Raw genomic sequence first — 23,978 nt, forward strand, 5'->3', positions numbered from 1 at the left:
ATTGCAGGCTGCAACTCGCCTGCATGAAGTCGGAATCGCTAGTAATCGCAGGTCAGCATACTGCGGTGAATACGTTCCCGGGTCTTGTACACACCGCCCGTCACACCACGAAAGTCATTCACACCCGAAGCCGGTGGGGTAACCGCAAGGAGCCAGCCGTCTAAGGTGGGGGCGATGATTGGGGTGAAGTCGTAACAAGGTAGCCGTATCGGAAGGTGCGGCTGGATCACCTCCTTTCTAAGGAGACACGAGACTTGAAATACAGTTTCAAAGACTACTTCGGTAGTCGGATGTCATTCTAGGTCGTACACATTTGGCCTTTCTACATTGTCTAGTTTTGAGGGAATGCCTTCGTTTGTTTAAGTATCTGCTATTAAGAATTGTTGCAGATTCCTAATAATAAAAGATATTTAAAAAACTTGTGGGTGTATAAAAATTCCCGTAAAAATCGCGTATGATGAGTGTCGCTTAGCAACAAAGCGAGTGTGAGTCGAGATATCGCGGTAGATGAATGGGCCTATAGCTCAGCTGGTTAGAGCGCACGCCTGATAAGCGTGAGGTCAATAGTTCAAGTCTATTTAGGCCCACCATTCAGATTAGCCGAATTCAATGAAATATATCGATAATTGAGTATAAAGGAACCTGTATAAACTGAAGAGTTTATACAGGTTCCTTTATTAGGCTTTATATTGCTTTGCTTGAATCCGTTTGATGCAGTAGAAAGGTACTATATGATGTGTTATAATGAATTCATATAAGTGTTGGTACTTACTAAGGAGAATTTCAAATTAATGAAAAATGTATATGACGAAATTCAATTATTTTATGATGAATGTATAGATTTTGATGGCATTATCGAACAGGCATCCATTGAAAAATATTTGCGCAAAAAAGCTTGGCGGGGAAATTCAGATGCGGATTTAAAGTGTATATGGAAAAATTTACAATGGTTTATTTATTATTTGGATTATATTGATCTGTATGATTTAAATGAACTTTCGGATTTGGATTATGCAAAATCATTGTTTTGGATTGCGGAAAACAATGATACAATGGTTCTTAATGAAGATAGCGTAAAAGATTTTTTTGCGATATTAGAAGACTTTTACCGTTATTTGTTAAAAGAAAAACAGATTTCACAACTTGAAAGTTTGCGTAATGGAAAAAAATATTTTTTTGTCGAAGAGCAATTCACGCTTCCCGAAATCAAATCAACGGATGAAGAGTTTTATGAAAATCTTCATACAACAAAAGAACTGTCCATGAAAGATGCAAATAAATTAAATGTTTTACTCGAAAAACTTTTAAATAAAATTGGACTTTATTACAAAAATGAAGAATTTTCTTTTGATTTTAACCGTGCTTTATCACTTTATTCCGGGCCGTTTAACGTAGTTCCCGACGAAGATGGGGAAGAATTTTGGCTTGGATTTTGGGATTATTATTTATTTGATTATCATTTAGTCAAGAATGACAGTACACCGCTGCGGTATTTTTATGAAAGCAAAAAAGATGTGTTGACGGCTGATGAAAAGCATATTCTTAATGATTTATTAAGAGCTAAGTTTACAGTTTTTTATATTAATCGTTTGGTGAATGAATCTGTTGTTGAATGCACAAACTTGTTGACGGACGAAAAAATTCAATTACCGACACCAGATTATGGATTACATGATTATAAAAAAGTAATCCTTTATGGTCATATTTATCTCGATGGTGTTGTTATGCTAAATTATATTACGAGTATACCAGCTAGTACTATTTTACGAAAACGGATTAAAGAAGAGATTATGCGGCAGCAATGCTTGTATAAATATCAAGATCCAGAAGTAAATATTGAACAGTTTTTTGAACGTCATGCGATTATGGTTCGCCACACGATTGATATTCTAGTTCATTTGGCTAAAGTAAATGTTGTTGCACCAGAGCTCCTGCTGCATCAATTTCCGACAATAAAGCAAGCAATTGAAAAGCCCGATGAATCGGTCACATTGCTTCTACAGTCATTGGCAAAACGTTATAAATTTAGTTTGCATGCTACTGATTTATTACTCAAGATGTGGGGCAGCTTTTTTAATAGTTTTAAATCAACAGATCGAGCGGAGTTTATAGCAGCTGGGATTTTTCTTTCGTTTGCGACGATCAATGGCGTAAATTTTATTAATAAAAAGAATTTTTTGAAAAAACTAGCTGTATCAGATAAAGAATTTTCTAATTCTTGTAAGAAGATTGCAGAAGCATTGCAGCTGCGTGTTTTTGATCCAAGATATTTAACGGAAGAAGGCTTTGTGCTTTCTTTATATGCATTTTAGGTAAGGGGGGATTTTCATGCGTTGTTCGAAATGTAATCGAGAAATGGATGAGACCGGTAAATGTTCCTATTGTGACTTAGCGGGAGATGATCCTGTAAGGGTAATGTCCCAAGAAGAACAAGCAACATATCATGGTGTTACGATTAATGATAAGGTCAATGAACAGGCGGAGCAGCCATATATGCATATTCATAATCCCTATCAAAAGGTTTATGTAAAAAATGTCAATATGGGACATTCAAATTGGGTAACAAAATTGGTTATAGCGCTGGTTGTAATGGCAATTGCTGCTTTTGTTTTGTTGGTAGCTTTACCGGTAGCTTTAATCGGTATAGGTATCGGTATTGTAGTTTGGCTGATATTGACGTTTATTCGTGGATATATGTAGTATATATCTATGCTATTGTTGACAAAAATATATGATTTTGTTATACTAAACAAAACTTCATAAAATAATTTTGATGATTAGGAATAGTACTCATAGGAAGATAAGTTCAGCGAGTCGGAGGCGGTGGGAGTTCGATACAAGTCGATATGAAGAATGGACCTAAGAAATGCAGCTTTGATCCGTTTTACGGGGTAAGGGCTGCCGGAAATATTCTGCCGTTATTTTAAGAATCGGGTATCAGACGTTTCGTTGATCTATAGGTCTCGTACTTTGACTGAGTTGGACTGATTTTTAGTCAACAAGGGTGGCATCGTGAGTATAGTAACCTCTCGTCCCTTTTATAGGGGGCGAGAGGTTTTTTAGTGTATTTAAGAATTTTAAGGGGCTGAAGGCAATGCAGGAAAAATCAATACGGTTTAGAGAAAAAGTAGATGGTAATTTACGGTGGCTGACAATAACCATATTATTGTTGGCAATTGGGGTGATTTTGCGGATGGTTTCGCCCAATATAGGTGGAATATCCTTAAACTGGAATATATTGATGTATACAATGGCGATTATGCTGTGTCGGCCAACGGTTGGACAAGGGTTGGGAATAGGGATTGTTTCAGGACTTGTCGCAACGATGTCATCAAAAGCGGCTTTACCCTATGCAAATCTCATCAGTGATCCGCTTGCGGCGTTTATTTGCGCCTATATTGCAAAAAATCATTTTTTTGATTTTAAATTTCGTAAAGTTAATATAGAACCGGCACTTTTAGTTTTTGTCACAACTTTTATTAGTGGTGGTACATTCGTTTTTATTACCAAAGTTGTTTTGGATCTACCCATTCCTGTTTTTTTATTTGTCATGCTGCCAACGGTCCTTATTGTTGCTTTGTTCGGCTTGGCCGTGGGCCAGATTTTATATCAGCCGGCTAATACAATTTTCAATTCGAATGTCAATGCCCAGCAAAAAGATAAATATAGTTTACGGAACATCCATCTTTTTGTTCCAAAAGGGTCTTTTTCTGTATTAACTGGTGTCAATGGGGCTGGTAAAACTTCTTTATTGCTCACGATTGCCGGAGCGCGGATGGATTATTTTGATGATATATATGATAGTGAAATTAGTATAAATAATATTAGTGTATTGAACACGAGACGGCGTGAACTCAATCGCAAAGTGGGGATGGTGATGGACGATTACGAGGGTCAGCTTGTTACCGAGACCATTGGCGATGAAATTGATTTTTCTCTTGAAAATGCAGGGATGCCTCCAGAAAAGATTATGAAACGGCGTGCGGAAGTACTGCAGATGGTAGGACTTAACGGGCTGGAAAAAAGAAATATTTCTTCTCTTTCTGGTGGGCAGAAACAACGCTTGGCTATTGCTGTTATGTTAGCGATGCATGCGGAAATTCTGATTTTAGATGAGCCGATTGCTGCGATTGATCCTGAAGGCGCCATTGAAATCTATCGCTTATTGAAGAAAATTAATAAGACATATCATACGACTATTTTAGTGGCGGAACATGATTTGAAATATGTTGCGGATTTAGCAGATCAGTTAATTGTTATGGATGCTGGAGAAATGAAATTTGCCGGGTCTGTTAATGATTGTTTAAATTATATGCATCAAGAGAAAATATACCCGGAAGCAATCCCGTTGCGGTGGAAGATTTATTTGGAAATGGGTGATACCACATGCTAAAATTAAAGGATATTGCGTTTTCTTATGATAGAAAACATAAGATATTGACGGATATTTCACTTACAATACGACAGGGGGAAATTATTGCCCTTGCCGGTCGTAATGGCAGCGGGAAGACGACGCTGACGCGTCTGATTATGGGACTTCTCAATGCCGAGGCGGGTAGTATTGAAATGAATGGACAGGATGTAACGAAATGCCAGGCGGCAGATATGGCGAAACATATTGGCTATGTATTTCAAAATCCAGATCGGCAGCTTTTTGCGAGTACGGTTCGGGAAGAAATTATATATGGACCTATGCAACTTGGTTTTACTAAAAAAGAAATTGAACTGCAGCTTGAGGTAGTCTTGCAGGCAACAGATTTAGCTGCTTTTGCTGAATGGGCGCCGCAGACTCTGCCACGTGGTATCAAACAGCGTTTGTCGATCGCATCAGCACTCGCTGCACAGCCGCAATTGCTAATTTTGGATGAACCGACAACGGGACAGGATTGCCGAGAACGGACCAAGCTGCTGCGTCTGATGCGAAAGCTGAACCTTGAAGGGCTGACGGTTTTGATTGTGAGTCATGATATGGATATCATCGCGGAACACGCAAAAACAATGATTGTTTTAGAAAATGGTAAAATAAAATTCAATGGTGCGCCAAAAGAATTGTTTGCAAATGAAAAAAAGACCGTGGAGTTAGGCCTTGAATTGCCGGAAGCGGTTCGAATCAGCCGCGATTTGGGGCTCGATATTTGTATGACTCCGGCAGATATTTATCAAAAAATGCAAGGGCGGAGGGATTTGCATGTTTAGCTTTGCAGCGTTTACGAAAATTGTTTTTGCAGTTTGTATTTCTCTTGTGGCTTTAATAACAAATAATATACATGCATTGCTGCTTTTTTTCGGTCTTGAATTACTGGCTGCGGTAGTGAGCGGGAAATTTAATCAAATTGGTAAAGCCGTCTTATTGCTTGTTTTATTTGCAGTTTTTTTATTTGCAGTTCAAATGATCGCGGGCAGTTCTTATACGGTTGCGTTGGTGTCAGCGTTGCGGATGTTAAATATGGCTGTTTCCATTTTGTTGATGCTTATAACAACGAAAACGCAGCAAATCACAGCCGCACTAGTAAAGCAGTGCTGTCTTCCTTATCAGTATGCTTTTATGGTTACGGCCGTTTTCCGTTTTGTGCCGGATTTACTGGAGGAAAGTAAAGCTGTGCGTGAAGCACAGGCTTGCCGCGGCTATAAAAATACAGGCAGTCCGCTAAAGCGTATTATTGGCTATATGGCAATTATCAAGCCCATGGTTTTTCGGGCGATTATGCGCAGTGAGAACATGGCGGTTAGTTTAGAAATGCGGGGTTTCTCGGAAAGCAAACAACGTACTTTTATGGCTGAAACGAAATTGCAGCTCATTGATTATATAGCAATTCTAGTTTTTATCGGTCTGTGCAGTAGTATTCTTCGATTTGCTTAGTTCTTCTATATGTTTTTGGAATGAAAAATAGCAGGCAGCTTTATCTAATAAAGCCGCCTGCTATTTTTTGCGAAATTAGTTCAGGAGTTCCTGCTTGAGTTTTTTATACTTTACGGTATAGTAAGGACCGTTTTGTGATTCGCGATGGTCAAAGCCATAGGCACGTCGGCTGATGGCCAAAATTGGTGGAGCCTGGATTCGCTTGGCGACAGCAATACCGGAATATAGATTCCACCAGCGCTCCAAATCCTCAATGAATTCCTGAGGGGTCGGGAAATATTTTTTAACTAAACCGGCTTTACACCCGATTTCTTTTTCCAGTCGGTTTTCTTTATACCACTGTAAAATATCCTCTGGCGTTGCTTTTTTCCAACGTTCGACAAAAGAGCGGAACAGATAGTCGTGATAAGGGTATTTGATAGGGTCGCCTTTTCCTTCATCGACTGCTTGGTTATGGGAAAGTTCGGCACTTGGTACGATATCGATTGTAGCTTGCGGAATTACTTCTTTATGAAAAACTTCTTGATTTAGATAATAAGCCAAAGCGTACACTTGGTTTTTCCATAAGTCAGCTAAAGCTGCCAGAAAACCAGATTGATCACCATATAAAGTCGAATATCCAACCGTCGTTTCGGCTTTATTGGCATTACAGGTGAAACCGCCGCCAAAACTAGCTGCCATGCCGGCTAAAATGCGGGCAGAACGGTCACGAGCCTGAATATTTTCGGCAACAAACGATGATACATGAAGATTGGATGCCGATGAATCTGCTAAATTGATAACAGGCGTTGTTTCAAATTGTTTAATGCTGTAATCAACGACTTCTTGAATCGGTAAAATTGCATAATTACAGCCAAGATTTTTGGCAAGTTTAGAGGATAAATCTTTGGTGGTGTTTGAATTGTAGATACTCGGCATATTAATCAATAACACGTTTTTCGGACCGAGGATATTTACATATAAAGCGGCAGCGACGGCTGAATCAATGCCGCCGGAGATGCCCAATACGACTTTTTCCATATGAATGTTTTGTAAAAATTTACGAATTCCATATGTTAGAGCTTCAAAAATAGCGGCCGTTTCTTGTTCCTCTTGAATGGAAATTGGCAGAGGCTGGCTATTTTTAGCTAAGTTAATACAGATAAGGCTTTCTTCATAAGGTTTTCCATAGGCAATTATATTGCCGTCTGCTGCATACACGGTACTGGATCCATCGAAGGTGTAAATTGTTTTGCCATTGTTTTGAATGCCTGTATTGTTAACGTATAGAAGAGGTATTTTGTTTTCTTTAGCTTGTTTGGCAAATACACGATTACGCTTGTTGTTTTTACCAAGGGTATAAGGGGATGATGAAATGTTGACAAAAAAATCAATATCATATTTTTTATGAAGAATTTCAAGTGGTGCCAGCTGGTAGTCATCGCTCCAGCCATCTTCACAAATCAGTGTGCCGACCTTTTGTATTTTCCCATTTATGTGAAGCTCAATAGGGGCCAGCAGATCTTCGGCAGGACAGTTTAATTCAGCTGCTAGTTTTTGCAGGCTGAAAAAATGTCTGGTATCGTCGAATTCACGATAGTTTGGCATAAGTGCTTTTATACCAAAATCATAAGGAAGTTTCGGATGGGGAAGAAGCTTACCCTGATATGCGGTAAAAAAAGCATTGTATTTTCGTACACGCCCGTCGTTGTTAAACTTTGCCCAATCCACGGCAATATTTCCAAACATAATATAGATCGTATCCGATGCTTGAATAATTTGTTGACCATGATATTCACAGTCTTTTAGAAAGGATGATTGTTCCCACGTGTCACCAAGTAGATAACCAGGAATGGACATTTCAGGGAAAATGATGAGATCTATATTTTTTTCTTTTGCCTCATGAATCATAGACAGCATTTTTTGTGTATTTAAGTCAGGACGGCCAGGTTTTACTTCAAACTGTCCCAAGGCTATGTTTAACATGGTGAACCCTCATTTCGTTTGCTTTTATGTATTTTAATTTACACTAACAATAAAGTATTATGCAATTCTATATAAAAATAAAGAATAGTGTAAAGAATGGTGTTTTTGAGGACGACAAAATAGTTAAAATCTATATTTTTAGCTTTCAATATATGGTATAATAATTACTAGTTTGCGGTATCGCCGCTAATAAATTTAATTCTAGACTTAGTGTGAGGCAGTAAAAATGAAAAAAACGAATGCAGCAAGAATTTTAGATACTTTGAAAATTAAATATGAAATTAAAGAATATGCCGTCGATATCAATGATTTAAGTGCAGTTCACGTTGCCAGCCAGGTTGGTATGCCCGTTGAAAAAATTTTTAAAACATTGGTCGTTCGTGGTGATAAAAACGGCGTTTTAATGGCCTGTATCCCCGGTGGTGGTGAACTTGACCTGAAAACGCTGGCGGTTGTCAGCGGCAATAAAAAAGTTGAAATGGTACATCTTAAGGAAGTACAAGGATTAACAGGTTATATTCGTGGCGGCTGTTCTCCCATTGGTGCAAAAAAAGAATATCCGGTATTTTTAGATGAAAGTGCAAAAAAATGGGATATCATTGCTATTAGTGCCGGTGTGCGCGGTGCACAATTTCTTTTAACTCCGGCGGATCTTATTCGCGCTGTTCAGGCGAATGTGCATCCGATTTCGCGTTAACAGTATTTATTTTAGCATAGTATGGATGGATTTTGAAATTTAATTTTGTAAAGTAGAAGATGGAGGTTTACATGAAATATAGAAGTACAAGAGGAAATGAGCAGATCTTAAAGTCCGCAGAGGCAATTATTGCTGGTATTGCCGAGGATGGTGGGTTATTCATACCAACGGAGCTGCCTAAAATAAGTCCTGATTTTTTAAAAAGTTTACTTTCTGCAACGTACCAGGAGTGTGCAGAGAAAATATTGGGTCAATTTTTGACAGATTATACACCAGCGGAGCTCAAACAATGTGTTGAAAAAGCATATGGAAATTCAAAATTCGATACAGATTTGATAGCGCCTTTGCAAAGCTTTGTCGATCATGAAAATATATTAGAACTTTGGCATGGTCCAACGAGTGCTTTTAAGGATATGGCTTTGCAGTTATTGCCGCAACTCATGTCAACCGCATTGGTGAAAACTGGCGAAAAGTCTGAAATTGTGATTTTGGTAGCAACATCCGGTGATACTGGCAAGGCGGCTTTGGAAGGCTTTAAAGATGTAGATCAAATTCGGATTATGGTTTTTTATCCAAAGGCAGGCGTTAGTAAAATACAGAGGCAGCAAATGGTTACGCAGACAGGTGAAAATGTTGCTGTGGCAGCCGTGACGGGGAATTTTGATGATGCGCAGACAGGCGTTAAACGAATCTTCAATGATGTAGACTTTAATAAAATGCTCAAAAATCAGGGCTTTCAGTTATCTTCAGCAAATTCGATCAATTGGGGCAGACTTGTACCGCAGATTGTCTATTATTTCAATTCCTATGCGCAAATGGTGTCTCACAATAAAATAAAATTCGGTGATTCAATTAATTTTGTTGTACCGACGGGGAACTTCGGAAATATTTTGGCGGGGTTTTATGCAAAGTGTATGGGACTGCCAATCAATAAACTCGTTTGTGCATCGAATGCGAATAATGTTTTGACAGATTTTTTGCGTACTGGTATTTACAATCGACAGCGAGATTTTTTTAAGACCATTACACCCTCGATGGATATTCTTATTTCTAGCAATCTAGAACGTCTTTTATATCATATTGGCGGAGGCGATTCAAAACAGATTTGCAGATGGATGAGTCAGCTTGCTGAAGTAGGAAGCTATAATGTTGGAGCTGATTATCTGGCAAAGATTCAATCTACTTTTTGGGCCGGCTGGGCAGATGATAAACAAACCGCAGCAAAAATAAAGGCTGTTTATCAGCAGCATAATTATATCGTAGATACGCATACGGCCGTCGCTTGGCAAGTATCTGATGCATACAAACAAATAACAGAGGATACGACTCCTACGGTAATTGTATCGACGGCAAGTCCATATAAATTCAATGATAGTGTTCTCGATGCTTTAGCAATTGATAAAAAAAATGCCGATGAATTTGACTTGCTTGATACATTGGCAAAATATAATTCGGCTCCGATTCCAATCGGTTTAGCGAATTTGCGAACGGCAAAAGTTTTGCATCAACAAATCTGTACAAAGGAAGATATGATAAATATTGTAAAAACAATTTTATAAGTAAATTGTATCATTCTAGAAATAGAGACCGTCTTGTGACGGGCTCTATTTTTATCTGCAAGAAAATAGAGAATATATTGAAAACTTGAAAAATTTAGCAGGGATTTACTTCTTAATGGAGAAAACTTAACTATATAATACATGTGAGTAATCGTATTATGACTATATTATTAGATATGAGGGGTTGACTGACATGGGAATTAGTTTATCAAGACAAAAATCAAGCCACGATCTTTTAGCTGGGGCGCGTAGAGTTTCGCATGATTTAAGCGTAGTCGAGTTAATCGAAGAAGCCGTTAAAAATCAGGAAGGGGTACTTTCCGACACAGGCGCGCTTTGTGTTACGACAGGGAAGCATACTGGACGTTCGCCAAAAGATAAATTTATTGTCGATACGCCAGCTGTTCATGAATTGATTAGCTGGACGAACAATACGCCTTGCAGTGAAGATACATTTAATCGTTTATATGCGAAGATGAAAAAGTATGGGGAAGATCATCAGCTTTATGTAACCGATGTTTATGCTGGTGCTGATTTGGAAAATCGTTTACAGGTTAAATTTATTAATGAATTAGCCTGGCAGCATTTATTCATTAAACAGCTGTTTATCAAACCGGAAAAGAAACCGAGTGAAAAAGAAGGCTTTACGGTTGTTTGTATGCCGGGTGTTATGGCAGATCCTGTTGAAGATAAAACCCATTCGGAAACTTTTATCATTTTAAATTTTGATAAAAAAATGGTGCTTATTGGTGGTGGTCGTTATGCTGGTGAAATGAAAAAATCAATTTTCTCGGTAATGAATTACATATTACCACAAAAAGGGATTTTATCGATGCATTGTTCGGCAAATGTAGGCAAAGATGGAAATTCAGCCCTTTTCTTTGGTTTGAGTGGTACAGGAAAGACTACTTTATCAGCAGATCCAAATCGTAATCTTATTGGTGATGATGAACATGGTTGGAGTGATGAGGGGATCTTCAATATTGAAGGTGGCTGTTATGCAAAATGTATTAAATTAACGGAAGACTCCGAACCAGAAATTTTCCGTGCGATAAAGTATGGTACAGTTTTGGAAAATGTTCATATTCAGGATAAAACAAGACATGCAGATTATTTTGATACACGCTATACGGAAAATACAAGAACGGCATATCCACTCGATTTTATTCCGAATGCTGTCCATCCAAGTATTGCAGAGCATCCGACAGCCATTATTTTCCTTACAGCAGATGCTTTTGGCGTGCTGCCACCAATTTCAAAACTTACGAAAGAGCAGGCTATGTATCATTTCTTATCAGGATATACGAGTAAAGTAGCTGGTACAGAACGCGGTATTACGGAACCTCAGGCAACTTTCTCTATTGGTTTTGGTGAACCGTTTTTACCATTGTCACCACTTAAATATGCAAGATTATTAGGTGAAAAAATCGATAAATTCAACACCCATGTATATCTACTAAATACTGGTTGGTCTGGTGGTCCCTATGGTGTAGGTCGCAGGATGGACTTGAAATATACAAGAGCTATGGTTACGGCTGCACTCGATGGTAAGCTGGATGATGTGGACTGGGAAATAGATCCGATCTTCCAAGTGGCTATCCCGGCATCTTGTCCGGATGTGCCAACAGAAATATTGAAACCATCGAATACTTGGAATAATAAGAAAGATTATAAGATCCAGGCAAAAAAACTAGCAAAACGCTTTGCCGAAAATGTTGAAAAATTTAAAGGTGCAATGCCGGATGATATATTAAATGCTGGACCTAAAGTAGAATAGAGGAAGAGTAAGATATAAAAAGACGATGCCGTCAATTCAGCATCGTCTTTTTATATCTTACTCTTATATTTGGGCGAAAAAAAAGACCCGAAGGTCTTTTAAATTTCAAAAATTAACGTCTGCCCTGGAAGCAATCGCGACAGTAAACAGGTTTTCCTTCAGTAGGTCTGAAAGGAACTTTAGTTTCTGTGCCACATTCGCTGCAGATAGCAGTGAACATTTCACGTTGTGGACGTGCATTACCATTTGATGCTTTTCTTGCTGCACGACACTGTGGGCAGCGAGCAGGTTTATTTTCAAAACCTTTTTCAGCATAAAATTCTTGTTCTGAAACTGTGAATGCGAATTCTGTTCCGCAATCTTTACATGTAAGTTGTTCGTCTTGGTAGGCCATTATATAACCAACCTCCTATTTTTTATTAGTCACCATAAATGTGCTGGTAAGTTGGTTGGGTAATTGAGCTACACAAGCCATCTAAAAGCAATTCATTGAGTTACTATAATTTAGTATAACGTAACAGGTATAAAATGTCAAGGAATTCTTTTAAATAAAATTGACTGCTTATTATTTAGTATCATTTTAGTAAAAATGTTTCGAGTTCATCGAGTCGTTTTGAAAATTTTTCTAGTGTGATTTCAAGCGGTTTTGGTGTCGTCATGTTAACACCGGCCTGACGTAATAAATTAATGGAGTAATCAGAGCCACCACTTTGTAGGTATTGTAAATAACGTTTTTGTGCAATAGGTCCTTCTGTTTGTAATTGCTCTGCTAAGGTTGTTGCCGCAGCATAACCTGTAGCATATTGGTAGACATAAAATGGACGGTAAAAATGTGGGATACGCGCCCATTCGATTTTAAGTTCAGGGTCGATTATGATATCATTACCATAATAAGCAGTATTGAGTGCTGTCCAGATCGTCTCAAGAGCATCTGCTGTAAGGGCTTCACCAATTTCTGCTTTTGCATGTGCGATTTTTTCGAATTCGGCAAAAAGTGCCTGACGATATACCGTTGTGCGGACTTGTTCTAAATATTGGTTAATAAAATAAATCCGTTTTTCTGGTTCTTTGACGATATGGAGCATATGATCCAAAAGTAGATTTTCATTGGTAGTAGAAGCGACTTCCGCACAAAAAATAGTGTATTCTGAGTTGATATAGTCTTGCTTTTGGCTGCTGTAAAAACTGTGCATGGCATGTCCGAGCTCGTGTGCCAGTGTAGAAACAGCATTATAACTGTCATCGTAATTTAGGAGAACAAATGGATGCAGACCGTACACTCCCCAAGAATAAGCACCATTGCGTTTCCCTTGATTTTCGTAAATATCGATCCAGCCGTTATTTACGCCATTTAATAAATCTTTGATATAGGTTTGTCCTAGTGGCTGTAAACTGTCAATGACGAGACTTAGACCGTCTTCATACGGAAATACAGTTTTTAGTTCAGGAACAATCGGTGTATACAAGTCATACATATGAATTTGATCCAGTTGCAAGACTTTTTTCTTTAATGCAACATAACGATGCATTTGGGCAAAGTTTTTGTGAATGGTATCAATTACGTTTGTATAGACACTAGCTGGAATGTTGTTGTTATCAAGGGCCGCTTCCAGTGTAGACTGGTATTTTCGCGTTTTTGCTTGAAACATAGTACTGTTTATATTGGCACTATATGTCGTGGCGAGCGTATTACGGAAAGATGAATACGTATTGAATAGATTTTTGAAAGCATCATGACGGACTTCACGATTGGTTGAACGAATCAATTGATTGTAGCGACCTTCCGTCAGGGGTGCTTTTTGACCGGATTCGGTTATTGTTTCAGGAAATTTAAGATCCGCATTTGTGAAAATAGTAAAAATATTCATGGCAGATTGGCGCAGCTCACTGGTTTTCGCGAATAATTCTTCTTCTATTGGAGATAATATATGACTTTTTTGTCGCAGCATATTCTTTATATAGAAAGAATATGCTGAAAGTTCGGGTCTGCTTCCAATTAGAGTAAGTAAGGTTTCGGCTGGTAGCGCTAAAAGTTCTGGTTCAATAAATGCCTGTGCGCTGGCGTCATCACTGAGTAGTGTCGTTACTTGAGCCGTCATTGCTTGATAAGCGGCATTGGTGGCATCCGTATCGCGATTCATACGAGCATAAGCAAATAAAGAGCTGAGTTTGATATCGACTTCATCGCGCAGCCTAAAGCATTGTAGTAAATCGTTAGCATTGTTGAGTTTACCTTTAAAAGCCTCAAAGTGTAGGATTTGTTCCTTTAGTTTTTCATAATCAGCTTGAAAAGCTTGATCATTTGGATAAATATCATGTAAGCTCCATTTGAATTTTGCTTCGATTTTATCGCGTGTTGCTACAGGTGCAGCAGATGTCGTATCGGTCGCAGACAAGTTCATTCGGTCGCTGAGTTTATATAGTAGATTCATAGGCTTCTCCTTTTATTATAGAAATCAAAATTTCAACTGTCATTAATTATATCACCAAATAGCTGGTAATATTATTTTTTTCTCAGTATAATTGTAGAAGTGACATTTGCAATCGTAAAATTAATGAGGTGAAAAATTGAAAGTTCTTTTAACGACGTTGAATGCAAAATATACACATTCTTCGTTAGCACTGAGGTATTTGAAAGACTATTGTCAAGATGTTTGTGAACTGGAATTGTTGGAATTTAGTATTAATAATCAGCTTTTAGATATGCTGGGACAGATTTATGAGACAAAACCAGATTGTATTGGCTTTGCTTGTTATATATGGAATATTGATCTTACGCAAAAACTGATTCAATTGGTGCATAAAACATTACCAAATTGTAAAATTATCTGCGGCGGTCCAGAGGTCTCATATGAGCCGCGTGAATTTATGCTGGGTATGCCTGAAGTGGATTATGTTATCCAAGGAGAAGGCGAAGTTACACTGCATACATTATTGGATCAATTAAAACATGGCGAAGTCTCAGAGGCTATAACGGCCGTTACGCGGCGTGATAGAAATGGTGATGTTTTGGAAGGACATGCTATTGTTGTGGATGATTTGAATACATTGCCTTTTCCGTATCATGATCAAGATATGAAAGCTTTAGCCGATAAAATTATTTACTATGAAAGTTCGCGCGGTTGTCCTTTTTCTTGTCAATATTGTTTGTCTTGTGCGACAAAAGGGGTTCGTTTTTTAGATATAGAGCGGGTGTTGGGGGAGTTACAATTTTTTATTCGACATAATGTACGGCAGGTTAAGTTTGTTGATCGTACTTTTAATGCAAAAAAGTCACACTTTATGCCTATTTTAGAATTTTTGGCACAAGCGGACTGTCAGACGAATTTTCATTTTGAAATTGCTGTAGATTATATGGACGCGGATGTTTTAGCGGTGCTCAAACAAATGCCTGTCAGGCGAGTGCAGCTTGAAATTGGTATTCAGTCGACAAATGAAATTACCCTAAAACAAGTTTGTCGTGTGAACCATTGGGATGATATTGTGCATAATATTACAACAATACTTGGTTTTCACAATATGCATTTGCATGTTGATTTGATTATTGGTTTACCAAATGAAGACCTGGTGTCTTTTGCTCGTTCTTTTAACGAAGTCTATGCATTAAAACCGGATATGCTGCAAATTGGATTCTTGAAAATGCTTAAAGGTGCAGGTATTACTGCCATGGCAAAAGAACATGGTTATGTATTTATGAATATGGCACCATATCAGGTCTTGTCCAATACGTATATGTCCTATGGAGAAATCCGTATGCTGCATACATTTGAAGATGTTTTTGAACGGTATTATAATGCGGGTCGGTTTCGAAATACGATCCAGTATGTTATTTCAATGCTAGGCGGAGACGCTTTTGCTTTTTATGAAAAATTGACCTGCTATTGGGAAAAGAGACAATTCCATCTGATTGCTCATACAACAAAGTCACTGTATCAATATCTGTATGATTTTTGTCAGACTCTGGATTTTTTGTCGATTCAACCTATAGAGCAGCTTTTATTGTTTGATGCATTGCTAGCAGATCATGGATCGATAAGACCTTTGTTTTTGCCCTGGAATCAGGATACGTATCAAGAAGAAACTTCTGCTTTTTGGCGTGGCGATGAGGCCCAAAACTATATTTTAGAATATGCTTTTACAAATTGGCGTGATTTGAAGAAAAAATACCATATTGAAGTGTTTGCGATTGATATAATAATGTTGATCAATTCAGGAAAAGTAATTCAAGAGCCAACTGCAGTGTTATTTCGTTTTGCTGAAGGCGAGACTTCTTATCAAAAAATTGTATTGTAAATTGAGGAGATTGATTGTAGCACATGGTATATAATGTTTATTCCGATTATTTAAAAGATCGTTATGGTGAAAAAGTTTATAAGCTGCCGATTGGTCTTCCTGTAACTTGTCCCAATCGGGATGGTGCTTGTGGTATCGATGGCTGTACATTTTGTGGGGAAATCGGTGCAGGTTATGAAAATTTACCGGCTGACATGACGGTAACGCAGCAAATTGATATTAATAAAGCCCATATTATTCCAAAATATAAAGCGAAAAAATTCATCCCTTATTTTCAGAATTTCAGTAATACGTATTTGCCGGTAGAAGAGCTGAAAAACTATGTAGAAGAAGCTTGTCAGGATGATGTAGTGGCGATTTATATTGCGACACGTCCAGATTGTATCCATGATACGTATTTGGCGATGCTACAAAAAATAAAAGAAGAAAGACATGTTGATATTTGTCTGGAACTTGGGCTGCAGAGCGTTAATTATCATTCGCTGCAAAAAATCAATCGTGGGCATACGGTGGCTGAATTTATTGATGCAAGCCTTCGGATCAAAAACTATGGACTGGACACTTGTGCACACTTGATTTTAAATCTGCCGTGGGATGATAAACTGGATGTGATTGAAGCGGCCAAAATACTTTCGGCCCTTAAAATCGATCAGGTTAAACTGCATGCTTTATATATTGTTAAAGGCACTAAAATGGCGGAGCAATATCAAGCAGGGCTATTGAATTTAATTTCCTGTGAAGAATATCAAGAACGCGTAATTACTTTTTTGGAATATCTGGATAAGAATATTGTTATTCAGCGGATCATTGGCCGAGCCCCAGAGGCGAATACACTTTTTAGTAATTGGCATACTGGCTGGTGGAAAATCCGTGATACGATTATCAAGACCATGGAAGATCGCGGCATTTCACAAGGGCAGTGCTGTACTTATTTAAATGGGGCAGCTGTGCGAAAATTTATATAAGAATGGAAAAACGGCGGAATACATTGTAGCTATACGATGTATTCCGCCGTTTTTGTGTAAAATAAAAGACCAGGAAAAGTCCCGGTCCTTTATTGAAATTTATGAATTAAGCTTTGCCGTTAGAACCAAGTACGTTTACGATTTTAGCTTTTACTAATTCTTTAACGTAGGCTCTAGCAGGAGATAAATATTGTCTTGGGTCGAAATGGTCTGGGTGAGCAAATAAATGTTCACGAATACCAGCAGTTAATGCAAGACGTAAGTCGGAATCAATATTGATTTTGCAGACAGCCATTTTAGCAGCCTGACGCAACATATCTTCTGGAATACCAATTGCATCAGCCATTTTACCACCATTTTTATTGATGATATCGACATATTTAGGAATAACAGAAGAAGCACCATGTAAAACGATTGGGAAATTAGGAAGACGTTTTTCAACTTCTTCTAATATATCAAAACGTAATTTTGGTTTCTGACCAGGTTTGAACTTAAAAGCGCCATGGCTTGTACCAATAGCAATTGCTAAGGAATCTACACCAGTGCTTTTAACAAATTCTTCAACTTGTTCAGGTTGTGTGTACGAAGCATTTTCAGCAGATACATTGACATCATCTTCGATACCTGCTAATTGACCAAGTTCACCTTCGACTGTTACATTGTGTTTATGAGCATATTCAACAACACGTTTTGTTAATTCAATGTTGTCTTTGAAGCTGTGATGGGAACCATCAATCATAACGGAACTAAATCCGCCATCGATACAAGATTTGCAAGTTTCAAAATCTGCACCATGGTCTAAATGAAGAGCGATAGGAAGATTGGTATCTTCTAAAGCGGCTTCAACCAATTTTACCAGATAAATATGTTTTGCATATTTTCTTGCTCCAGCGGAGACCTGTAAAATGATAGGAGCGTTTTCTTCTTTAGCTGCTTCTGTGATTGCTTGGACAATTTCCATGTTGTTAACATTGAAAGCACCAATCGCATAACCGCCTTTGTATGCTTTTTCGAACATTTCTTTTGTTGAAACTAATGGCATTTTATTACCCCCTAAGTAAAATATATATATATTACTAACAAATTCATTATACCACATTCTTGGGAATTTGTAGTGCATACTTAACTTAAGATACCGTAAAATCAAATTATTTTCAATAGAAAATCAAATAAGTTCTTGAAAAAATTACAAATAATAGAAAATAAGCTATAATGTAGATATAATACGCTGCATATCAAGTGGAATATCACAAACGACAGTGATGTTTTTGTGTGTAACAGGATGAATAAAAGTTAATTTACTGGCATGTAAAGCCTGATGATTAATTAAGTCAAGTGAACCGCCATAAAGATCATCCCCGATAATTGAATGACCGATGTATGCAAGATGTACGCGGATTTGATGGGTTCGTCCAGTTTCAAGTTCTACTTTTAGCAAAGAATAGGTACCATTTGTTTGGAGAATTTTATAATGGGTTCGAGCAATCTGACCGGAGGCTGTGACCATGCGTTCAATGATGCTGGTTGGTTTTCTACCGATTGGTGCATTAATCAGACCCGAATCGTTGGCTGGTCTGCCTGCAACAATGGTTTGATATGTCCGTTTAAATAGTTTGGTACTGCCAGTGGAAAGTAAATGCTGAATTTGCGGCATTTTGGCAATCAAAACAAGGCCGGAAGTATTTTTATCAAGTCGATGCACCGGATGGTACATTAGCTGTAGGTTGTTTTGTTTATAATAGTATAAAATAGCATTAGCAAGTGTGGTTTGACGTTCTTTTGTTGTTGGGTGAACAAGCTGACCGGCTGGTTTATTTACAATGAGGAGATAGTCGTCTTCATAACAAATTTCTAAGGGCAGCGGGGTTGGCTCAATGGTTGAATGCTGGGCTAAGGTATAGCAGATTTCGTCATCTGGCGAGACAGTCGCCAAACCAGGGTTCTCTTTTTTATGGTTGATGTAGAATTCATCATTTTGTTTAATTTTTCGCCATAAATTTAGCGATATACCTTCTTTTTGACGTAAAAATTCTTTAGCAGATTGTGGCGCTGTGGTATGTGGTACAATAAATGTTGTCATAAGTTCTCCTTATAATTCAGGTATTAACACTTTTCTTTTTTTGGTATTTCTATTATACTTAGAGTTACTATTATGTACAATGAGTTGGATTACATATCCAGTAATGATATTGTGATAGATAAGCTTTGTAATAGGAGATGTTTTTAGTATTATGGAATTCACACAGTACATGGGAACCATGGCGATTGGATTTATCGTATGGTTGTTTATGGCACCTAAATTAAACAATCCCAAATGCGGTGAACTTTTTTTAGCGTATATGGTGACGTTGATGTGTTGTTTAGTCGGTACAGCCGAAGTTATTGTATCAAAGCCGATTGCGTTTTTCTTTACGATTGGTGGTGCTTTGGCGTTTTTTGTAGTTGTAGTTGTTCGTATGTTTCAAATTACAATCAAATTTGATAAAAATTAAAATAAGAATATGAGTTGGAGTGTGAGTATACATGGCAAAAGATTGTTCCTTTGATATTGTATCACAAACAGATTTACAAGAAGTAGATAATGCAGTAAATCAGGCAATGAAAGAAATCAAACAACGTTTTGATTTTCGAGGTACTAAGTCCAATATTATACGTGAAGAATCGGTACTCAAAATTACGAGTGATGATGATTTTAAACTGGAAAATGTAATTGATATTTTGAAGGGAAAGGCCGTTAAACGTAATATTTCACCGAAGAGTTTTGAATATGGAAAAGTGGAAGCAGCCGCGCAAGGTACGGTTCGTCAAAATGTAACGCTTAAAAGCGGAATTGATAAAGATAATTCGAAAAAAATCATTACATTGATCAAAGAATCTAAATTAAAAGTACAAACGCAAATTCAAGATGATCAGATTCGAGTATCGGGTAAAAATCGTGATGATTTACAACAGGTCATTGCCAAACTTAGACAGTTAGAACTTGAAATTGATCTACAGTTCATTAATTTTAGGTAAGAATACATAAAATTAGAGGAGTTATCACAAAAGTAGTGATAACTCCTTTATTTTTTACTATATATCATAAATTTAAGCAAACATATCGGCTAATAGACCGAGTGATGTTGGCGCACTGGTGAAGCTTGTAATATCAGGAAATGGAACAAAATTCTCAACATTGCTTACTGCGAGAGCCGTTTTGAAATAAGCTTGATTTCCTAAACCTTGGTTACCACTGAAAACAGCTTTAATTGCGGAAGGGTTATTTTGTGCTGCCGTGGTTAAGGCTGTTTCATCGACTGTCATTTTACCATTCGTATCAACTGAAATACCAATAGCTGCTAATGAGCTTTTTGCGCTTTTAGTGCTGCTGGCAAAAGAATCAGCAAAACTGGACATGGTAGAGGAGGCACGGGCATTATCTTTAAATAAAGTGGTTGTCTTATTATAATCGTTAGCAAAAGTCTTGATACTGTCCGTAATATCAGAGGCGGATGACGCAGGATTTTCCAATACCGATGTCAAATTCGTTGAAGAGTTTTTAAGATTTGTACTGGTTGAGGCAAAGGAAGAATAAAACTTTTCGGATGTTGCGGTATATTTTTTCATTGTTGCTAAGATTTGTGATTGGCTGGATGAGCTATCAGCGAAAACATTGCTCCAGAGTTTGTCACTTGCCGAAGCTGAACTAGTTGATGTATTCAAGAGATCGCTGGTACCATCATTTGAACTGGTCATGGAGCTGAATGTCTTATTTTTTGCCGCAGTTGTATAATTTAAATATGCAAATTGACCCATTGCAGTTGCTGAATTTACATTCATGAAACTTACCTCCTTGTAAAACAATAAATCCTTACTTATTATATCGTTATTTTCTCTGTGAAACTTAAGTTTTTGACGAAAAAAATACTGATTTTACGAGAAAAAAGCAGCATGATTTGCTGAACTTAAGTTTGGCAAATTGTGCTGCTTTTTATTTTATAACAATGTATTTACTGCTGGTTTTTGTTAAGAGTCAACTCTACAGCTTTAAATGAAAGACTTAAAATAATGGCTACGACCGTAGCAAGTGCCATTCCTTTTAAGGTAACAGTACCGATGGTTACACTGGCCGTACTTACACCTAAGCCGAGAACAACGGATGTTAAAATTAAATTGCTTGGTTTATTGTAGTCAACTTTTGATTCAACAAGGATACGGATACCAGATGCTGCAATTACACCAAACAGCAGTAATGAGACACCACCCATGACTGGTACGGGGATACTTTGAATCGCTGCGGCAAGTTTGCCGAAGCAAGACAACAAAATTGCGAAAACTGCTGCACCACCGATGACCCAAGTGCTGTAAACCTTGGTGATAGCAAGGACGCCGATGTTTTCGCCATACGTTGTATTTGGTGTGGAACCAAATAAGCCAGAAAAAATCGTTGAGATACCATTTCCTAGTAAAGAACGGTCTAGACCGGGATCTCTTGTGAGATCTTTGCCGATAATATTTCCGGTTACAATGAGATGACCAATATGTTCAGCAATTACGACCAATGAGGCAGGTAAGATGATGGCCATGGCATTGATGTTAAAGATTGGTGTATAAAATGTAGGTAATGCAAACCAAGCGGCATCATTGACAAGTTTCCAGTCCACTAGTCCCATACAAAAAGCTAAGACGTAACCGCTGATTACACCAATAAGGATTGGAATGATTGCCAAAAAACCGCGAAAGGCTACAGAGCCAAAGATGGTAACTAAAAGAGTGAAAATCGAAACAGTAATAGCAGTTGTGTCGGGAATTTCTGTGGTCAGACCAGCCATTGCAGCGGCAGTTGGCATGAGTTCAAGTCCGATGACAGCAACGATGGCACCCATGGCAGCAGGAGGAAAGACAATATCAATCCAGCTCGTGCCAATGACCTTGATACTTAGACCAACGATGCAAAATACAATGCCGACGGCTATGAAACCACCTAAGGCTGATTCATACCCATATTGTGATAGTACTAAAAATACGGGTGAAATAAATGCAAAACTAGACCCAAGATAAGCAGGTACTTTCCCTTTACAGATGAATAAATAAAATAAAGTGCCGATACCGTTGAATAAAAGAATCGTAGCCGGATTTACCTTGAATAAGATTGGGACAAGAACGGTTGATCCAAACATAGCAAATAAATGTTGTAAACTTAATGGAATGGTTTCTAATAGAGGTAATTTTTGGTCGACTTTAATCATACGAGTTTTCATTTGAAATATCTCCTTTGATATTTTTATTTTGGCAAAAAAAAATCTCTTACGTAAAATTTACGAAGAGATTAGAAAGGCGGTATATCACATGAATATCGTGCAATATATACCTTTTTAACCTCTCTGGGCTAATTTAAAGGCCAATTTTTATCTAATGTATCATAAATTAAAGAAAAAGTCCAGCCGCATTTATTTGTATACAATATTATATGAAAAAATATTAAATTTAAACTGTACATAAGTGTTGTTTATCAGTTATAATATAATCTACTTGAGCATATTTAAAATATTTTTGTAATAAAATGTCCTCGTAGCAAAAGAATTTGTATTTTTTACGAGTGATAAAGAAAATGCACTGTTTAATTAAGTTTAGGGGGATAACAATGGCTTTAATTGTTAAAAAATTTGGTGGAAGCTCAGTGGGCAGCGTAGAAAAAATAATGGCAGTGGCCAAACGTATCATAGATGAGAAAAAAGCGGGGGATAAGGTTGTCATGGTTGTGTCTGCGATGGGCGATACAACGGATGATTTGATTGCTTTGGCAAAAGGAATCAACAAAGATCCTTATCAATATTCGCGTGAAATGGATATGCTTTTGACAACAGGTGAGCAAGTATCTATTTCACTTTTGACCATGGCGTTTAAAACGCTAGGGCATAAAGCGGTTTCGCTGACTGGCCCGCTTGCTGGGATGAAAACAAATTCGGTACATACCAAAGGAAAACTCGTGGACATCAAACCAACACGGGTACATGAAGAACTGGATAAGGGGAATATCGTTGTCGTAGCCGGTTTTCAGGGGTGCGATGAACTAGGCGATCCTGTCACATTAGGCCGAGGCGGTTCTGACACTTCCGCAGTGGCTTTGGCGGGAGCGCTCAAGGCAGATAGCTGTGAGATTTTCACAGATGTTGATGGTGTATATTCGGCCGATCCGCGAATTGTGAAAGACGCACGCAAAATGAAAGAAATCACATATTATGAAATGTTAGAGATGGCTCGTTTGGGAGCGGGGGTTATGCAGCCGCGTTCCGTTGAGATGGGAAAATATTTTAATATACCAATTCATGTTCGTTCTACTTTTACAACGAAAACGGGAACGATGATCAGGGAGGAATATACAATGGAAGAAAAAGATTTTGTAATTAGAGGCGTGGCTCATGATGAAAAAGTGGCGAAGATTGCAGTTTTAGGTGTTCCTAATAACCCTGGAATCGCTTACTCAATTTTTTCGGCCCTTGCAGAAGCAAGCGTAGACGTTGATATGATTGTCCAAAGCATTCGTAACATTGAAAAAAATGTAACCGATATGGTTTTTACGGTGGCTAGTTCTGATTTGTCACAGGCGAAGAAGATTGTCGATCGTGTTGCTGATCAATTACAGGCAATTGCTGTTTTGGTTGAAGAAGATGTAGCGAAAGTGTCGATTGTGGGTGCTGGTATGCTTGGCAACCCTGGAATTGCTGCACGGATGTTTGGTGCACTTTCTAAGGCAGCTGTTAACATTGAAGTCATTAGTACATCGGAAATCAGTATATCTTGTCTGATTAAGGGTGCACAATTAAAAGAAGCAGTGAATGCAATTCATGCTGAATTTTTCCCGCAAAAATAATTTTTGAAG

At 37.9% G+C, this 23,978-nt stretch carries 20 protein-coding genes, 1 tRNA gene, 1 rRNA gene and 1 other annotated feature; of the genes, 15 read left to right on the forward strand and 7 right to left on the reverse strand.

The genetic code is table 11. The features are described 5' to 3' along the window. From F606_RS0112855 to F606_RS0112885, 7 genes are all read left to right on the forward strand, one after another. Positions 1–237, forward strand: a 16S ribosomal RNA gene (locus F606_RS0112855); the annotation flags it as partial. Between the two features lie 276 nt (positions 238–513). Continuing rightward, positions 514–590 (forward strand) — tRNA-Ile (locus F606_RS0112860). Between the two features lie 201 nt (positions 591–791). Beyond that, complete coding sequence (locus tag F606_RS0112865) at positions 792–2,312, forward strand: hypothetical protein (protein ID WP_019554300.1); 1,521 nt, start codon at positions 792–794, stop codon at positions 2,310–2,312. A 16-nt stretch (positions 2,313–2,328) separates the two neighbouring features. Continuing rightward, positions 2,329–2,700 carry a hypothetical protein gene (locus tag F606_RS0112870; RefSeq protein WP_019554301.1) on the forward strand — a complete coding sequence of 124 codons (372 nt, stop codon included), beginning with the start codon at positions 2,329–2,331 and terminating at the stop codon, positions 2,698–2,700. A gap of 64 nt (positions 2,701–2,764) precedes the next feature. Next, positions 2,765–3,040 (forward strand) — a binding site (T-box leader). Positions 3,041–3,094: 54 nt separating this feature from the next. Next, entirely contained in the window at positions 3,095–4,393 is a 1,299-nt protein-coding gene (locus tag F606_RS0112875; protein WP_019554302.1) for an ABC transporter ATP-binding protein, read from the forward strand. Next, complete coding sequence (locus F606_RS0112880; protein ID WP_019554303.1) at positions 4,387–5,196, forward strand: energy-coupling factor ABC transporter ATP-binding protein; 810 nt, start codon at positions 4,387–4,389, stop codon at positions 5,194–5,196. The genes F606_RS0112875 and F606_RS0112880 overlap by 7 nt, the downstream gene beginning before the upstream one ends. Continuing rightward, a complete protein-coding gene (locus tag F606_RS0112885) occupies positions 5,189–5,860 on the forward strand; it encodes an energy-coupling factor transporter transmembrane component T family protein (protein ID WP_019554304.1) in 672 nt (223 codons plus the stop codon). The genes F606_RS0112880 and F606_RS0112885 overlap by 8 nt, the downstream gene beginning before the upstream one ends. A 75-nt stretch (positions 5,861–5,935) precedes the next feature. On the opposite strand, the gene nadE is transcribed toward F606_RS0112885, so the two are convergent. Next, positions 5,936–7,825, reverse strand: a complete 1,890-nt coding sequence (gene nadE / locus F606_RS0112890; protein WP_019554305.1) for an NAD(+) synthase — start codon at positions 7,823–7,825, stop codon at positions 5,936–5,938. Positions 7,826–8,051: 226 nt separating this feature from the next. On the opposite strand from nadE, the gene ybaK reads away from it, so the two are divergent. The 3 genes from ybaK to pckA all read left to right on the forward strand — a co-directional run bounded on the left by ybaK (position 8,052) and on the right by pckA (position 11,858). Further along, the gene (gene ybaK, locus F606_RS0112895; RefSeq protein WP_019554306.1) at positions 8,052–8,522 is read left to right on the forward strand and encodes a Cys-tRNA(Pro) deacylase; all 471 of its coding nucleotides are present in this window, start codon (positions 8,052–8,054) and stop codon (positions 8,520–8,522) included. 71 nt (positions 8,523–8,593) lie between these two features. Then, positions 8,594–10,081, forward strand: coding sequence for a threonine synthase (gene thrC / locus F606_RS0112900; RefSeq protein WP_019554307.1), 1,488 nt, complete (start codon positions 8,594–8,596; stop codon positions 10,079–10,081). Between the two features lie 193 nt (positions 10,082–10,274). After that, a complete protein-coding gene (gene pckA / locus F606_RS0112905) occupies positions 10,275–11,858 on the forward strand; it encodes a phosphoenolpyruvate carboxykinase (ATP) (RefSeq protein ID WP_019554308.1) in 1,584 nt (527 codons plus the stop codon). Positions 11,859–11,970: 112 nt separating this feature from the next. Here pckA and F606_RS0112910 read toward each other — a convergent pair whose 3' ends face one another. Together F606_RS0112910 and pepF are read right to left on the reverse strand one after the other, a co-directional pair. After that, positions 11,971–12,252, reverse strand: a complete 282-nt coding sequence (locus F606_RS0112910) for a zinc-ribbon domain containing protein (RefSeq protein WP_019554309.1) — start codon at positions 12,250–12,252, stop codon at positions 11,971–11,973. Between the two features lie 181 nt (positions 12,253–12,433). Beyond that, positions 12,434–14,290: an oligoendopeptidase F gene (pepF, locus tag F606_RS0112915; protein WP_019554310.1), complete on the reverse strand. Its 1,857-nt coding sequence runs from the start codon at positions 14,288–14,290 to the stop codon at positions 12,434–12,436. 136 nt (positions 14,291–14,426) lie between these two features. Here pepF and F606_RS0112920 point away from each other — a divergent pair, with 136 nt between their 5' ends. Continuing rightward, positions 14,427–16,151, forward strand: a complete 1,725-nt coding sequence (locus tag F606_RS0112920; protein ID WP_019554311.1) for a B12-binding domain-containing radical SAM protein — start codon at positions 14,427–14,429, stop codon at positions 16,149–16,151. Positions 16,152–16,174: 23 nt separating this feature from the next. Then, positions 16,175–17,116, forward strand: coding sequence for a tRNA modification radical SAM protein MnmL/YtqA (locus F606_RS0112925; protein ID WP_019554312.1), 942 nt, complete (start codon positions 16,175–16,177; stop codon positions 17,114–17,116). A 106-nt stretch (positions 17,117–17,222) separates the two neighbouring features. Here F606_RS0112925 and fba read toward each other — a convergent pair whose 3' ends face one another. After that, positions 17,223–18,158 carry a class II fructose-1,6-bisphosphate aldolase gene (gene fba / locus F606_RS0112930; RefSeq protein WP_019554313.1) on the reverse strand — a complete coding sequence of 312 codons (936 nt, stop codon included), beginning with the start codon at positions 18,156–18,158 and terminating at the stop codon, positions 17,223–17,225. Positions 18,159–18,323: 165 nt separating this feature from the next. Continuing rightward, positions 18,324–19,196, reverse strand: coding sequence for an RluA family pseudouridine synthase (locus F606_RS0112935; protein ID WP_019554314.1), 873 nt, complete (start codon positions 19,194–19,196; stop codon positions 18,324–18,326). A gap of 151 nt (positions 19,197–19,347) precedes the next feature. Between F606_RS0112935 and F606_RS0112940 the strand changes: the two genes are divergently transcribed. Then, positions 19,348–19,608 carry a hypothetical protein gene (locus tag F606_RS0112940; RefSeq protein ID WP_019554315.1) on the forward strand — a complete coding sequence of 87 codons (261 nt, stop codon included), beginning with the start codon at positions 19,348–19,350 and terminating at the stop codon, positions 19,606–19,608. Positions 19,609–19,639: 31 nt separating this feature from the next. Next, the gene (locus F606_RS0112945; RefSeq protein WP_019554316.1) at positions 19,640–20,131 is read left to right on the forward strand and encodes a YajQ family cyclic di-GMP-binding protein; all 492 of its coding nucleotides are present in this window, start codon (positions 19,640–19,642) and stop codon (positions 20,129–20,131) included. Between the two features lie 72 nt (positions 20,132–20,203). On the opposite strand, the gene fliD is transcribed toward F606_RS0112945, so the two are convergent. Together fliD and uraA are read right to left on the reverse strand one after the other, a co-directional pair. Then, entirely contained in the window at positions 20,204–20,935 is a 732-nt protein-coding gene (gene fliD / locus F606_RS0112950; protein WP_019554317.1) for a flagellar filament capping protein FliD, read from the reverse strand. 170 nt (positions 20,936–21,105) lie between these two features. Then, positions 21,106–22,356, reverse strand: a complete 1,251-nt coding sequence (uraA, locus tag F606_RS0112955) for a uracil permease (RefSeq protein WP_019554318.1) — start codon at positions 22,354–22,356, stop codon at positions 21,106–21,108. Between the two features lie 383 nt (positions 22,357–22,739). On the opposite strand from uraA, the gene F606_RS0112960 reads away from it, so the two are divergent. Then, positions 22,740–23,969, forward strand: a complete 1,230-nt coding sequence (locus F606_RS0112960) for an aspartate kinase (protein WP_019554319.1) — start codon at positions 22,740–22,742, stop codon at positions 23,967–23,969. The last annotated feature ends 9 nt before the right edge of the window (positions 23,970–23,978 follow it).

Origin of the sequence: Propionispira raffinosivorans DSM 20765, assembly GCF_000381065.1 — a bacterium.
Taxonomy (GTDB): Bacteria; Bacillota; Negativicutes; order Selenomonadales; family Selenomonadaceae; genus Propionispira; species Propionispira raffinosivorans.